The 14,523-nt window shown below is 60.3% G+C and carries 16 protein-coding genes; 7 read left to right on the forward strand and 9 right to left on the reverse strand.

All coding sequences use genetic code 11. The features are described from left to right. Positions 1–26: 26 nt before the first annotated feature. Complete coding sequence (locus KVG88_RS06095) at positions 27–1,025, forward strand: NAD(P)H-quinone oxidoreductase (RefSeq protein WP_217870681.1); 999 nt, start codon at positions 27–29, stop codon at positions 1,023–1,025. Positions 1,026–1,219: 194 nt separating this feature from the next. Next, positions 1,220–2,176: an alpha/beta hydrolase gene (locus KVG88_RS06100; protein ID WP_217870682.1), complete on the forward strand. Its 957-nt coding sequence runs from the start codon at positions 1,220–1,222 to the stop codon at positions 2,174–2,176. On the opposite strand, the gene KVG88_RS06105 is transcribed toward KVG88_RS06100, so the two are convergent. Together KVG88_RS06105 and KVG88_RS06110 are read right to left on the reverse strand one after the other, a co-directional pair. Next, positions 2,164–3,282, reverse strand: coding sequence for a hypothetical protein (locus KVG88_RS06105; RefSeq protein WP_217870683.1), 1,119 nt, complete (start codon positions 3,280–3,282; stop codon positions 2,164–2,166). The two genes, KVG88_RS06100 and KVG88_RS06105, sit on opposite strands and share 13 nt — an antisense overlap. A 78-nt stretch (positions 3,283–3,360) precedes the next feature. Continuing rightward, the gene (locus KVG88_RS06110) at positions 3,361–4,413 is read right to left on the reverse strand and encodes an AraC family transcriptional regulator (RefSeq protein ID WP_217870684.1); all 1,053 of its coding nucleotides are present in this window, start codon (positions 4,411–4,413) and stop codon (positions 3,361–3,363) included. Positions 4,414–4,578: 165 nt separating this feature from the next. Here KVG88_RS06110 and KVG88_RS06115 point away from each other — a divergent pair, with 165 nt between their 5' ends. The 4 genes from KVG88_RS06115 to KVG88_RS06130 all read left to right on the forward strand — a co-directional run bounded on the left by KVG88_RS06115 (position 4,579) and on the right by KVG88_RS06130 (position 7,116). Beyond that, positions 4,579–5,430 carry a 3-hydroxybutyryl-CoA dehydrogenase gene (locus tag KVG88_RS06115; protein WP_217870685.1) on the forward strand — a complete coding sequence of 284 codons (852 nt, stop codon included), beginning with the start codon at positions 4,579–4,581 and terminating at the stop codon, positions 5,428–5,430. Next, entirely contained in the window at positions 5,417–6,076 is a 660-nt protein-coding gene (locus tag KVG88_RS06120; RefSeq protein ID WP_217870686.1) for a TetR/AcrR family transcriptional regulator, read from the forward strand. Before KVG88_RS06115 ends, KVG88_RS06120 begins: the two co-directional genes overlap by 14 nt. A 91-nt stretch (positions 6,077–6,167) precedes the next feature. Next, entirely contained in the window at positions 6,168–6,581 is a 414-nt protein-coding gene (locus KVG88_RS06125) for a VOC family protein (RefSeq protein WP_150704954.1), read from the forward strand. A gap of 325 nt (positions 6,582–6,906) precedes the next feature. Then, positions 6,907–7,116 (forward strand): hypothetical protein, encoded by a 210-nt coding sequence (locus KVG88_RS06130; protein WP_150704953.1) that lies wholly within the window; start codon positions 6,907–6,909, stop codon positions 7,114–7,116. Positions 7,117–7,240: 124 nt separating this feature from the next. Here the strand turns inward: KVG88_RS06130 and KVG88_RS06135 are convergent, their stop codons facing one another. From KVG88_RS06135 to KVG88_RS06160, 6 genes are all read right to left on the reverse strand, one after another. Beyond that, positions 7,241–7,642 carry an ExbD/TolR family protein gene (locus tag KVG88_RS06135; protein WP_150704952.1) on the reverse strand — a complete coding sequence of 134 codons (402 nt, stop codon included), beginning with the start codon at positions 7,640–7,642 and terminating at the stop codon, positions 7,241–7,243. A gap of 1 nt (position 7,643) precedes the next feature. Beyond that, complete coding sequence (locus KVG88_RS06140) at positions 7,644–8,381, reverse strand: MotA/TolQ/ExbB proton channel family protein (RefSeq protein WP_217870687.1); 738 nt, start codon at positions 8,379–8,381, stop codon at positions 7,644–7,646. Positions 8,382–8,467: 86 nt separating this feature from the next. After that, positions 8,468–9,280, reverse strand: a complete 813-nt coding sequence (locus KVG88_RS06145) for an energy transducer TonB (RefSeq protein ID WP_217870688.1) — start codon at positions 9,278–9,280, stop codon at positions 8,468–8,470. 48 nt (positions 9,281–9,328) lie between these two features. Further along, positions 9,329–10,354, reverse strand: a complete 1,026-nt coding sequence (locus KVG88_RS06150) for an ABC transporter substrate-binding protein (RefSeq protein ID WP_217870689.1) — start codon at positions 10,352–10,354, stop codon at positions 9,329–9,331. A 28-nt stretch (positions 10,355–10,382) separates the two neighbouring features. Then, complete coding sequence (locus tag KVG88_RS06155; RefSeq protein ID WP_150704948.1) at positions 10,383–11,183, reverse strand: ABC transporter ATP-binding protein; 801 nt, start codon at positions 11,181–11,183, stop codon at positions 10,383–10,385. A 1-nt stretch (position 11,184) separates the two neighbouring features. Further along, positions 11,185–12,069, reverse strand: a complete 885-nt coding sequence (locus tag KVG88_RS06160; RefSeq protein ID WP_150704947.1) for an ABC transporter permease — start codon at positions 12,067–12,069, stop codon at positions 11,185–11,187. Between the two features lie 382 nt (positions 12,070–12,451). Here KVG88_RS06160 and KVG88_RS06165 point away from each other — a divergent pair, with 382 nt between their 5' ends. After that, the gene (locus KVG88_RS06165) at positions 12,452–13,540 is read left to right on the forward strand and encodes an LLM class flavin-dependent oxidoreductase (RefSeq protein ID WP_217870690.1); all 1,089 of its coding nucleotides are present in this window, start codon (positions 12,452–12,454) and stop codon (positions 13,538–13,540) included. A 133-nt stretch (positions 13,541–13,673) separates the two neighbouring features. On the opposite strand, the gene KVG88_RS06170 is transcribed toward KVG88_RS06165, so the two are convergent. Further along, positions 13,674–14,468, reverse strand: a complete 795-nt coding sequence (locus KVG88_RS06170) for a class II aldolase/adducin family protein (protein ID WP_150704945.1) — start codon at positions 14,466–14,468, stop codon at positions 13,674–13,676. Positions 14,469–14,523: the final 55 nt, after the last annotated feature.

The following is a 14,523-nucleotide window of genomic DNA, read 5'->3' on the forward strand; positions in this document are numbered from 1 at the left end:
ACTCCTCATCCCCAAAGGTATCCAACATGTCTCTTCCCCAAACCATGACTCAGATTGAAATTGACGAGCCCGGTGGCCCCGAAGTCCTGCAACCGCATCAGGTGCCTGTTCCCACGGCCGGCGCCGGCGAAGTGCTGATTCGCGTCCACGCCGCCGGGGTCAATCGCCCCGACGTGCTTCAACGCGCCGGCCAGTACCCGATGAAACCGGGCATGAACCCGATCCCTGGCCTGGAAGTGGCCGGTGAAGTGGTCGGGGTGGGCGCAGGTGTCAGCGACTTCGTGATCGGCGACAACGTGTGCGCTCTGACCAACGGCGGCGGTTACGCGCAGTATTGTGTCGTGCCGGCCAGTCAGGCCCTGCCGATTCCCGATGGTCTGGATTGGGTACAGGCTGCAGCGATCCCGGAAACTTTCTTCACCGTGTGGGCCAACCTGTTCGAGATGGGTGGCGCGCGCAAGGGTCAACGGGTGTTGATTCATGGCGGCACCAGCGGCATCGGCACCACCGCGTTGATGCTCTGCCGCGAGTTCGGCATCGAGGCGTTCGCCACGGCGGGCAGCGAAGAAAAGTGTGCGGTGATTCGCGAGTTGGGCGCCACGGCAATCAATTATCGCGAGCAGGATTTTGCCCAGGCGATTCTCGAACAAACCGCAGGCCAAGGCGTGAACGTGGTGCTCGACATCATGGGCGGTTCATACCTCAACAATAACGTCAAAGCCCTTGCCTTTGAAGGTCGGTTGGTGATGCTGGGTTTCCTCGGTGGCGCCGTGGCCAAGGACATCGACCTGCTGGCGATCATGGCCAAACGCGCTTCGGTCACCGGCTCGCTCTTGCGCTCACGCACCCGGGAAGAAAAAGCCGAGATCGCTCAACAACTGCGTGAACACGTGTGGCCGGTGCTGGCGGCCACTCGTTGCCTGCCGATGATCGACGAGGTTTATCCCCTGACCGAGGCAGCCCGAGCCCATGCACGCATGGAGGGCGGCGATCACATCGGCAAGATCGTGTTGCGGGTGGACTGACCCGCAGCAATTGACCTACGCAACTCCCCTGTGGGAGCGAGCCTGCTCGCGATGACGGAAGCACATTCAACAGCAGCGTCGACTGATACACCGCCATCGCAAGCAAGCGCCACCCCCACAGGTCGAAATTGTTCCCCTCGCCGTCACACATCTGCTAAAACGCGAACTTCATGTCCGTGCTGGTGAAACAACCGATGCCCACTGCCCTCCTCACACGTTTGCGCCGACGCTGGCTGCCGCTGCTGTGCATGGCCGCGCTGGTCGTCGGCCTGCCCGTGGGTTGCGGCGCGCTCCAATACAAGGAGCGTGAGTTGCTGTTTCGTATCGAGCCGGGCACCGCCGGCTGGTACCGCGGCTTGCCGCAGGACGTCCAGGAAATCGACATCAAACCCGCCAGCTTCAAGGCCGGACAAAACCTGCATGCCTGGTGGTGGCCGGCGGCTCGGCGTGATGCACCGTCGATTCTTTACCTGCACGGTGTGCGCTGGAACCTCACCGGCCAGGCGTTCCGTATCGAGCAGTTGCGCGCCATGGGTTACTCGGTGCTGGCCATCGACTACCGCGGGTTTGGCCAAAGCAAAGGCGACCTGCCCTCGGAAGCCAGCGTCTACGAAGATGCCCGGGCCGCTTGGGAGCGCTTCACGCTCATGCAACCCGATGCCAACAAGCGCTTGATCTACGGCCACTCGCTCGGCGGCGCGGTCGCCATCGATCTTGCGGCAGACCTGGCCGCCCAAGCCCAAAAAAACCATGACCCGGTACCGGTGCGTGGTCTGGTGATCGAGTCCACTTTCACCTCCCTGGGCGATGCCGTGGCGGAAGTGGCCGGCAACAATCTGCCGGTGAACTGGCTGCCGGTACGCTGGCTGCTGTCGCAGAAGTTCGACTCCATCGACAAGATCGTCGACATCGACATGCCTCTGTTGGTCGTCCACGGCCTGGCCGATCAGTTCATGCCATCGCGGTTCAGCCAGCAACTGTTCAATGCGGCCAACCAGCCCAAACGCCTGTTGCTGATCCCCGGCGGTACGCACAACAACAGCATGAGCCTGGGCGGTTCCCAGTATCGTCAGGCGCTCGATGGCTTGATGAAAGCCAAGCCATCGCAAATGGCCGGACCGACCGTGGCACGCAGCGCTCAGGATTCCTGAGGTTCCGGCGCACACTCATCGATACCCGTCACACTGCTGCGGGGTACGAACTGCACGGCCTTGGCTTCAGCTCGCCAGGGACGAACGATGTACATACCATCCGCTTCGGCCAGTAGACGCAGGCGGATACTGCTGCCGGGATTGCCCGGGTCCTTGATCGCGTCCAGTAGCTGGGTGCTGGGTGCCCAGGTCATGACCGTGCAATTGCGCGCACCGGAGGATGGCAACTGCAAGGTCACGCCGGCCAATTTGGCACTCGTCTGCGGGATGAGCCCCACAACAAAGATGACCACCATCGCCACCAGCGCCGAATGTGCGACCGGGTGCTCATGGCGACGCACAACCACAACAAAATAAGCACCGCCCAGCTGGATCAACCACAGCAACACCAGCTCAAGAAACATGAACGGGATAAACAGCCAGACATCTTCGACGTACTCGCTGACGCTACGGGCAACCACCACCGTGACATTGAGGATCGCGACCCATTGAATGAATGCCGACATCACACAGGCAAACCAGAACTCTAAGGAAACCCTGGTTTTCCAGACCCGCGTGATCATCCAGGCATGCCCCAGCAACGTGGCGATTCCCAACACCACCAGCCCGAGAATCCACCCGCCACTGTTGTAGCCATAGGACGCGAGCGCACCGATCAACCAGACGAAAAGCCCCAGCAGCAACACCCCATATAACCAATGCATTATCAGGCGTCGATGCAGAGGCGACAGTGCGGACTTGCCCCGATCAAAACTCAAGTGGTCACTCAGCCGCTCGCCGGCATCATTCAAGCGGTGAAAGAGAATGAACGCCGGCATGACGATCAACGCCCCCAGCATCGCGATCACGAACACCAGCATGGCGAACATCGCCGGCAGTGCCGCCACCACGGCCGAAGACGTGATGCTCAAGGGTATTTTTTCGACCTGGATGTACTGGAACAAGTAAATCCCGGCAATCAGCAAAACACTGCCGCCCAACGGCCAGGCTCGCTCATTGAGCCATAACAAGCCTTGGCTCAATTGGGCATAGCGGTGTCGTGAGAGTTGTGTGGTGGGTTCAACTTTTGTTTCGCCGTGGGTGACGTCGACCGGTTCCAGTTCCATGAACACAAAATCCTTGTTTCAGCAGTTTTTGGCAGCGAGAGCAGGCCTCGAATGTACAGGCCGACACCGGCAAAAACATCAGTCGCCCAACGAATCAGAAGCCTCTGTCAGAAAATTCGCTTCGCCGCTTTGAAAACGCGCCCGATACCGGCCCGGACTCTCCCCCGTCCATTTCTTGAACGCCCGGTGAAACGCACTTGGCTCCTGAAACCCCAATTGTTCGGCAATGTCACTGATACTCGCTCGGCTTTCACGCAGTTGCTCGAACGCCACGCCCCGTCGCACTTCGTCCTTGATCTCTTGGTAAGAACAGCCCTCACGTTCCAGTTTCCGGCGAAAGGTGCTGGGGCTCAGGTGTTGCTCCAGGGCAAAGGCCTGCAGCGTCGGCCATGCGCTGTAATGGCTGTTGCGCAAGCGTTGATGCACTTGCGACGCCAGGCCATGCTGATTGCGAAAACGGATCACCAGCCATTGCGGCGCGGTGCGCAAGAATACTTTCAGCGAAGCCAGGTCCTGGACCACCGGTAAACGCAGGTAGTGGCTGGCGAATTCGATTTCGGTGCGCTCGGCACCGAAGGTCAGGTTGGGCCCCCAGAGTAACCGGTCATCGCTCAGTGACAGGCGTTCATGACGAAAGTCCGCACGGTCGATGGGGATGCGCCGGCCGCCCAGCCAACAGAGCAAACTGATCATCAGTACCAGGAAGGTTTCTTCGCCGAAGCGACTGGCATCGTCGTCGTGCGATTGCGTGTCCAGACTGATCACCGCCCGTTTGCCGCGCACGGTCAGCGTGCCGCGAAAGTCGCGCAAGAACAGGGCGAAGTTGGCCAGGCACTGGCGCATGGCCTTGTGCAGGTCGGGCTCTTGAATCAATGCCCGGCAAATCAGCGCAAACGCACCGGGCGGCATGCCATGGGAGTCGAGGCCGAAGAACTCGTCGTTCAGCTCACGGATCTGGATCAGCCACAACGCCGCGAAGGCACTGGCCGGCACCCGCGCCGACGGCTGCTGCATCACGGCCGGATCGACGCCAGCCTGTTCCAGCACGGAACGCACGCGCTGCGGATCGTCCCTCAGCCCATGGATCATTGCCTGCACGAAGTAGGCGGCCACTGAATCCTTTTCCCGCATGTGAACGCTTCTCTCCCGATCACCCGAAATGGCAAAAAACATCAGCCCCGTTGAACAGTTTCGGCATAGGACAACCGCCCTGCCGGTTCTAGACTCGCGGCAATAGTACGCTTTCGGCCGCCACGGCGGCCAAGGTATCGCAGGGTTTATCGGAAGGATGGCAACATGAATCTGCAAAACATTGGCGTGATCGGCGCCGGCACCATGGGCAACGGCATCGCGCAAGTCTGCGCCCTCGCCGGGTTCAACGTGACCTTGCTCGACATCTCTGAAAGCGCGTTGCAAAAAGCCATCGCCACGGTCGGCAAAAACCTTGACCGGCAGATCGCCAAGGAAACCCTGACCGCCGAGCAAAAGAACGCCGCCCTCGACAAGATCCGCACCAGCACCGATTACAGCAGCCTGCACAACGCGCAGTTGGTCATCGAAGCCGCCACCGAGAATCTCGACCTGAAACTGCGGGTGCTGCAACAGATTGCCGCGCAGGTCAGCGCCGAGTGCGTGATCGCCTCCAACACTTCGTCGCTGTCGATCACCCAACTCGCTGCCAGTGTCAGCCAGCCTGAGCGCTTCATCGGCCTGCACTTCTTCAACCCGGTACCGGTGATGGGCCTGATCGAAGTCATTCGCGGCCTGCAGACCAGCGACGCCACCCACGCCCTGGCGCTGGACATGGCAACCACCCTGGGCAAAACCGCGATCACCGCCGGCAACCGCCCGGGGTTTGTGGTCAACCGGATTTTGGTGCCGATGATCAACGAAGCGATTCTGGTGTTTCAGGAAGGCCTGGCCAGCGCCGAAGACATCGACGCCGGCATGCGCCTTGGCTGCAACCAGCCGATCGGCCCGCTGGCCCTGGCCGACCTGATCGGCCTCGACACCCTGCTGGCAATCATGGAAGCGTTCTACGAAGGCTTTAACGACAGCAAATATCGCCCGGCGCCACTGCTCAAGGAAATGGTCGCCGCCGGTTACCTGGGACGCAAAACGGGGCGCGGCTTCCATGCCTATGCCTGAGCGTTGCTCGCGTTTCGCCGAATATCGGGACAAGGTGCTGGAGCTGTTCGCCTGCAAGGGTTTCGGCCAGGTCGGCATGCGCGAGCTCGCGACGTGCCTGGGGCTGTCCCCGGGCTCGTTGTATCACCATTACCCGAGCAAACAGCACCTGCTGCTGGACCTGATCGAAGAGTTCTACGAAGAGTTGCTGGCAACGCTGGGACGCATCAAACAAAAGGCCCCGGCGAAACGGGACCGACTCAACCACGTGATCCGCGCCCACCTCAATCTGCACCGCGACATGCCCTGGCATTTTCGCTTGGTCGAGCGCGACAGCGGCTGCCTCAATGAAGAGCAGCAGGCACGGGTTCAGCAACTGCGCGAGCAGTACGAGCGCACCTTGTTGGTGGTGCTCGGCGCCCGTTCGCGCTTCAGTGAATCAGGACAACTGGCCGCCGGGCATGCCATTGCCTCGCTGCTCAACAGCGCGCCCAGTTGGCTGACCACCCACGCACTGGACGAGCAAGAACACAATGAGTTGCTGGAGAACCTGGTGAGTGGCGCCATCGAGCGCTTACTGGCGCCCCGTCGCACAGGCGAAGCCATAAGCATCGCCCGAACTATCGAAAAATCATCTAACAATATTCAGGCAGCCGCCGCGTTTTAGCGCTTTGCTGTCCCCGGTCAGCCCCATCAGAATTCATCGCGCCAAACGATGTCAGATCCGATGTGCACCTCCATTGACCGGGAGCAGAACCATGAAAATCAATCCCTACCTTATCTTCAACGGCGACTGCAAAGCCGCGTTCACCTTCTACGCGCAAGCTCTGCAAGGCAAACTCGAAGCAATGATGAGTTTCGGCGAAACGCCTGCCGCCGAGCATGTGCCCAAAGAACACCACCACCTGATCATCCACACCTGCCTGAAAGTTGGCGATCAAATGCTGATGGCCTCGGACACCACCCCAGACCGTCCGACCCCAGGCATGAGCGGCTGCTCAATTTCGTTGAATGTCGACAGCGTCGCCGAAGCCGATCGAGTGTTTAACGCGCTGGCCGAGGGTGGCAAAGTCGAGATGCCATTGGAGGCCACGTTCTGGGCGGCTCGCTTCGGCATGCTGGTCGACAAGTTTGGTGTGGCATGGATGGTCAACTGCGAAAAAGACCAATAACACAGCCTTCCTGTTCGACGATGTTCCAATGCTGAAACAGCCCAATCTGAAAGGTTGGGCTTTCTGGCAACTCACCGGCCGTCTGCTACCGTCAACATTACCGTTGCGGCCGCCGCGGTAGTGGCCGGATATAGCCGGGCCACAGGCGTTGCACAACCTTTCGTCGCAAAGCAAATCACGGGGCGCCATTCATACCCGTGTCTGGCTTACGGCTTGCACAGGCGGAGCGTCGCTGCCCGGAATGACATAATTCTGACACGGCAGCACCTCAAACTAATGCTTAAGGACTCCAGCGAAACGCTTGGTCAGTCACCGGAGATGTAACGTGTCAACTCTCAATGAAATCGCAGCGAACCACGCGAGAATGGCCAAGGCAAAAGAGTTGGAGGCGACCGGGTTGGGCGAGCGACAGCTTCAGATCGTGGGTAGTTTTGAAATCCCGTCACTGGAACACCAACAGCCGGTTATTCCGCTGCACCTGGTGGCTGGCGCACAGGACAACAACCTTGGGCAGGCGGCTGGGTATCTGATTTAACCCGAGAGTCCTTTGGGACCGAGGACGAGCCTTCTGTTCAGAGAGGGCTTAACGCGTGATCATTTCATAACAGCGGCGCTTGGCTGGCTTGCGCGCCGCTGTTTTACCAGAACCCGGGGCCCCCTCACTTCGCCGTAATCACCGACAATTTGGTAATCCCCGCCCGCTCAATCGACGCCATCGCCCGCGCCACTTCACCGTAGTTAACCCCGTTATCCGCCTGCAACTGCACGCGCACTTCAGCGTCTTTGGTCTTGGCTGCCTTGAGGTTGGTTTCCAGCAAGTCAGGCTGGATCTCGTCCTTGTTGATGAACACTTTGCCCTTGTCGTCGATGCTCACCACCAGCGGATCTTTTTGTTCCACCGGTGCCACCGCTTCGGTTTTTGGCAGGTTGATCGGTATGGCGTTGGTCAGCAGCGGCGCAGTGACGATGAACACCACCAGCAGCACCAACATGACGTCCACCAGCGGCGTGACGTTGATTTCGCTGAGTACTTCATCGCTGTCTTGGGTTGAGAAGGCCATATCAGGACGCCTCCTTGATTTTCTGGCCGGCGACGGTCGCGCCGGACTTGCTCAACACCGGGTGCAACAGCACACGGAACGAATGCTTCTGCGCCAGGCTGTAAAAGTCGTGGGCAAAGTCATCCAGATCGGCGGCGGTCAGTTTCAGGCGACGCAGGAAGTAGTTGTAAACCAGTACTGCCGGCACCGCGACGGCGATGCCGACACCCGTAGCGACCAGGGCTGCACCGATCGGCCCGGCCACGGTTTCCAGGCTCGCCGAGCCCGCCGCACTGATTCCCTTAAGCGCCGACATGATGCCCCACACTGTCCCGAACAGGCCGATGAAAGGTGACGTGCTGCCGATACTGGCGAGGATCGCCAAACCGGTTTCCAAGGAACGCCGCTCACGGACAATCTGCTGGCGCAGGGCGCGTTCGAGACGGTCTTGATGGTTGATCGACTGGCTCAGGTCGGTGCTCTGACTGTCGCTGCCGTGCTGCTCGCTGACCTGAATCGCCGCATAACCGGCCAGCGCCACGCGGGCCGCCGCACCGGGCTGGTTATGGGCAAGTTCGGCGGCGGAATCGAGGCTGGAAGCGGCCCAGAATTGTTTATGGAACTTGCGGTCTTGCGTCTTCAAGCGAGTGAACTGCACGCCCTTGAGCAAGGCCAGGCCCCAGGTCGCGACGGAAAAGAGGATCAACAGCCAGATGACGGCGTGTTCGATGGATTCAAACGGGGATGCAATCAGGTTCATGGTCAGGCTCTCCAGCAAGGCATTGGATCGGTTGTAGCGATGCGCCTTGTGTCAGGTAGCCCGCGATGTCTTTCAGTAGGGTTCAGTTATTTGATTTTGAAATCGATCGGCACGCTGACCCAGCCGTCCTGGGCGACATCGCCCTGCTTGGCCGGTACGAAACTCCAGCGCTTGACCGCTGCCAGCGCCGCGTCATCAAGTTGATCGCGGCCACTGCTTTTCTGGATCTGGATTTCCCCCGGTTTGCCGCTGGCCAATACATGCACCCGCAACAACACCGTGCCTTCCCAGCCGCGACGCATTGCCAGCGACGGGTATTCCGGTGCCGGGTTCTTCAAGTAAGCGGCGCTGGCCGAGGCCGGCGTCACCGGTTTTGGCGCAGGCGGCGCGGGTGCAGCTGGCGCGGCAACCGGTTGTGGCGGTGCAGGCGGTGCCGGTGGCTGTTCCACCGGTTTTGCCACGGGTTTGGGCACAGGCTTGACCACCGGCTTGGGCTTGGGAACCGGTTTGGGCGGTGGTGGTTTCACGGCCAGCTCATCCTCCACCGGCGGTGGTGGTTCGACCACCGGCTGCGGGATCGGCTCCGGCGGTGGCGGGACCACCACGGGTGGTGCCGGTTGCGAAAACTCGATGGTCATCGGCGGAATCTCCGGCGGTACCACGGGCAGTGGCGGCGTCGGTGCCTGGTTGACCCAGACAATCACCGCGCCATGCAACACCAGCGCGAACACCCCCAACAAAACCACTTCACGACGGCTCAACACGCGCTGGGGTGTGCTGTGCAGCCGCGACAACCCCAGGGGTTCGCGGAACACCCGACCGATGTCGAGCAGTTCGCCACCGGGTAGCGGGCGTTGGAACACCTCTAGGGCACGGGTGGCGCTCTGGACATTGCCCATTGTTAGACTCCTGTAAGGCTTCAGATTGAACGCACGCCGCAACCCGGACTATCGCGCGGCGCCGGACTGCGTCACGGTCAACGGCGTTGCGGAAAACACCTCGGTGTCCGTGAGCTCTTCCACGTCGACGCGATGGGGAAAGATGTTCTTGGCCACGAACAGATCATCGACTTGCTGCAAGGCCTGGACATCCCGCTGTTCGAGCGGCAGCAGCGATTCGTCGCCCCAACTGCGCAGGCGTTGCGAGACGTCCAGCGGTATGTCGTTGACCTTGGCAAACACCCGCGCGTACTCGTCAGGGTTTTGCCTGGACCACTCGAACGCCTTGGCGAAACGCTGCAACACGTCGCTGAGCGCCTTGCGCTTGAGCGGGTCAGTGAGCGCTTCGTCCGAAGCGGTAATAAACGTCAGCCCGGTGTTGATGCCCTCGCCGCTGATCAACACCCGTGCGCCCTGCTGCTCGGCAAACGCCTGATAGATACCGAACGTGGCCCAGGCTTCGATCTTGCCGGCATTGAAGGCCGCCAGTGCGTCGGTCGGCAGGACGAAACCAACGTTGACGTCTTTCTCGTCGACCCCGGCATTGGCCAATGCGCGAATCAGCAGGTACTGGGAAATGCTGCCGCGGGCCGACGACACCACCACGTTGCGGCCTGTGAGGTCCGCCACGTCATGGATGGGCGAATCAGCGGGCACCAGAATCGCAATGCCTCTGGATTGGCTGCGCCGCACGGCAACGATGCGCAACGGTGTGCCGCCGGTGGCAGCCGCTAGCACCGGCGTATCACCGGCGGGCGCAAGGTCGACGGCGCCGGCGCGCAAGGCTTCGAACAATGGCGCCGCGCCCTGGAAATTCGCCCACTCGATCTTGTAGTCGATACCCTCCAGCGCATTCGCTGCCTCAACCACCGTGCGCAAGCCTTTGGCCTGATCGCCCAGCACCAGCGTCACGCCGGACAGGTCGGACTGCGCGGTGGAAGCCGCTTTGTTGTCGACCGTTTCACCGCAACCGCTGAGCAGCAGCGCGATGCCCGAGAGCAACACCGCAGCAGGTTTCCAAACGCGAAGCGACATGGCGGACCCTCCCTGGATCAAAGCGTAATCAGCCATGGGCGAAACGCCGGATCGATGCATTCGGTGCCCGGCGCTCAGCGGCCGCAGCGGTATCCACTTCAACACCCAACAGGCTCAGCAGCCGCGCGCGGATGGCCTGGAAACCTTCCTGACCGGTGTCTCGGGCGCGGGGCAGATCGATGGTCAATTGATCGGCGATCTTGCCGTTGGCCAGCACGATGACCCGGTCGGCCAGCAGGATGGCTTCATCGACGTCATGGGTCACCAGCAACACTGCCGGCGTGTGTTTGCGCCACAATTCGATGATCAGCCGATGCATGCGAATGCGGGTCAACGCATCGAGTGCGGCGAACGGTTCATCCAGCAACAGCAGTTTCGGTTCGCGGACCAGACCTCGGGCCAGCGCCACGCGTTGCGCTTCCCCGCCAGAAAGCGTGGCGGGATAGGCTTCGAGCCGATGCGCCAGCCCCACTTCCGTTAACGCCTGCACTGCGCGAGCTTTGGCGTCCGGGATGTGCAGGCCGAGAATCACGTTTTTCCAGGCGCGTTTCCAAGGCATCAGACGCGGCTCTTGAAACACCGCCGCCCTCGCCTTCGGTACCAACAACTGACCACTGTCGATACTGTCGAGCCCGGCCAGGCTACGCAGCAGCGTGGTCTTGCCCGAACCGCTGGCGCCCAGCAACGCGACAAATTCGCCGGGGGCAATATCCAGGTCCAGGCCGTCGATGACCCGCTGCTCGCCGAACTGGCGCACGACGTTGCGCAGTTGTACCGGCGCTGGCGAATGTGCGGGTTTGGTCGTGTTCAAAAGATCGATGCTCGACATATCAATTCCTCACAAAAGATGGGCGCCAGGCCAGGGCAAAACGTTCCAGCGTACGGATCAGACCATCGATCAACAGACCGAGGACGCTGTAAATCAGCAGGCAGATCACGATCACGTCGGTGCGCATGAAGTCCCGCGCATCACTGGCCAGGAAGCCGATGCCGGCGGTGGTGTTGATTTGTTCGACGAACACCAGCGCCAGCCAGGAAATCCCCAGCGAATAACGCAGGCCGACAAAGAAGGAAGGCAAGGAGCCCGGCAGAATCACGTGCCAGATCAGTTCGCGACGATTGAGCCCCAGGGTGTTGGCGGCTTCGATCAGTTTAGGGTCGATGTTGCGGATGCCGGCGAACAGGTTCAGGTACACCGGGAAAGTCGTGCCGGTCACGATCAGCGCAATCTTGGTGAATTCGCCGATGCCGAACCAGAGGATGAACAGCGGCACCAGCGCCAGCGAAGGAATGGTGCGCAGCATTTGCAGCGGTGAATCGAGTATCACCTCGCCGCGCTTGGACAGCCCGCTGATCAGCGCCGCAACCACACCAATGCTGACGCCGATACTCAGGCCCACCAGCGCCCGTTGCAGTGACACCAGCAAATGCTTGCCCAGTTCGCCAGAGGCGATCATCGCCCAGAGCGTGCCGCCAATCTGCGAAGGCGCCGCAATGACACGTTGCGGAATCAGACCGGCTTGCGACGCCAGTTCCCATAACAACAACAGCGCGATCGGGCTGAGCAAACGCAGCAACACTTCAGGCGTCCGCCAGTTGCGCACCCAATTGGGCAACAGCCTCGACGCGCCCTGTAGCTCACCCGTGTGGCGAGCAGCCTTGTTGACGGAAAACGAGCTGCTGGCGCTCGATGGATCGAAGGTCTTTTCAGTCATCAGGCTTCCTTCCTCATAAAGAACATGGCCAGAAATGCCATGCGTCAGCTTCGGTTTTCATGCTATTCGCATAAAAAACCTCAGTGAAATTCTTTTTAGGAATAACCTAATATGATTAAAAATCAGATATCGGGTGCGCCTGATAAATTGTTTGCATAATAAATAGGCTTGGTCCTTTCCTGCCGCGGGCTACAGGGAAGGCACCCCTTAAAATGCATATTTTTTATTCAGACCAATTATCTTAATTCTTTATTTTAATAATTAACTTAGAACCAAACGGCATTTCACAGCCCCGACCGCTACGCCTATTTTTGGCCCTACAGACCGACCCCAATGCCAGGTGGAGGCTTGAACCATGCTTATCCAACGACAAGGAACTCCCATGAGTATTGAATTCATCGGCTACATCGGCGGTCACCATTCTTCGGAAATCCATCCGCGCAGCGGCCCTGTTCTGCAGCCTGACTACGTGGAAACAGTGGCCCGCGCACACGACGAGGCCGGGTTTGATCGGGCCTTGATCGCCTTCCACTCCAACAGCCCGGACAGCACACTGATTGCCTCGCAGGCTGCCAGCGTGACCAAAAACCTCAAGTTTCTGATTGCCCACCGCCCGGGTTTTGCCGCGCCGACCCTGGCTGCACGCCAGTTCACCACCCTCGACGTTTTGAATGGCGGGCGCACCGCCGTGCACATCATCACCGGCGGCGATGATCGTGAACTGCGCGCCGATGGCAGCTTCATAGGCAAGGACGAGCGCTATGCGCGCACCGACGAATACCTCGACGTGCTGCGTCAGGAATGGACCAGCGAAAAGCCGTTCGACTATGAGGGCAAGTATTACCAGGTCGAGGGTGCGCACTCTTCGGTGAAGTCGCCGCAACAACCGCACATTCCCTTGTACTTTGGCGGTTCATCGAAGGCGGCCATCGAGGTCGCGGGCAAGCATGCGGACGTGTACGCGCTGTGGGGCGAAACCTACGAACAAGTACGCGATGTGGTGAAGCAGGTCCGCGCTGAAGCCGCCAAACATGGCCGCAAGATTCGCTTCAGTTTGTCGTTACGCCCGATTCTGGCGGACACCGAAGACCTGGCCTGGGAACGTGCCGAGCGTATCCTGCAACAGGCCACCGCACTGGCCGAGCAGAGCGGTTTCGTGCGCCGCGAACCACCGAACGAAGGCTCACGCCGCCTGCTGGCCGCTGCCGCCCAAGGCTCGCGCCTGGACAAGCGCCTATGGACCGGCATCGCCGGCTTGCTGGGCGCACAAGGCAACTCGACCTCACTGGTCGGCACGCCGGAACAAGTGGCAGAAGCGTTGCTCGACTACTACGACCTGGGCATCACCACCTTCCTCATCCGCGGCTTCGACCCGCTTGAAGACGCCATCGACTACGGCAAACGCCTGATCCCGCTGACCCGCAAACTGGTGGCCGAGCGTGAGCGGCAAGCGGCGGAAAAAGTCGCCTGATCCTGACGTCATAACCACAAAGATCGCAGCCTGCGGCAGCTCCTACAGAGACGTGGACACCCGGGAATTCCCGGGTGTACTCAAAACCTGTAGGAGCTGCCGCAGGCTGCGATCTTTTTGATCTAGCCTCCAGCTATTCCTTGTAAGACGTATCGCTACGTTCCAGCTGACGAATCAACGCATCCCAGTGCCGTGCCACGCCCGGTCCGGTGCCACTCTTGAACACTTCGGCCTGTTTCTCGACTTTGGCCACGACTTCGGCCGGCGGGAAAATCAGTTCAACGTTACCGGCAGCCTGCGCTGCGATCTGAATGTTGCACGCCCGCTCCAGGCCATGCAGCTGTTGAAACGCATGCTCGACACTGACGCCCGCCGTGAGCAAGCCGTGATTGCGCAGGATCAACACACTTTTATCACCGAGATCCGCCACCAGACGCTCGCGCTCGTCGAGGTCCAGCGCTACGCCCTCGTAGCCGTGATAAGCCACGCGCCCGGAGAAACCAATCGAATGCTGGGAAATTGGCAACAACCCGTCGCGCTGTGCGGACACGGCAATGCCGTCGCGGGTATGGGTATGCAGGACGGCTTGCAGGTCGGGACGTGCCGCGTGAATCGCGCTGTGAATCACATAACCGGCAGGGTTGATGCCGAGCCCGGTGGGGTCATCGACAATGCTGCCGTCGATGTCGACCTTGACCAGGTTCGAGGCGCTGATTTCATCGAACAACAGACCGAAGGCATTGATCAGGAAATGCTCGTCCGGCCCCGGCACCCGTGCCGAAAAATGCGTGTAGATGTGGTCGGTCCACTTGAACAAGGCCGCCAAGCGATAGGCGGCGGCCAGTTTGACACGCACTTCCCACTCTTCGGGAGTGACGCGTTGACGTACATTTTTCGAAATGCTGGATAACGGACTGACGCTACTCATGGCAAAACTTCCTGGATGGCCTTAAGGACTTCCAGCAAGCCTAGGGGAAGGCAAA

It is taken from the genome of Pseudomonas azerbaijanoccidentalis (assembly GCF_019145495.1).
Classification (GTDB): Bacteria; Pseudomonadota; Gammaproteobacteria; order Pseudomonadales; family Pseudomonadaceae; genus Aquipseudomonas; species Aquipseudomonas azerbaijanoccidentalis.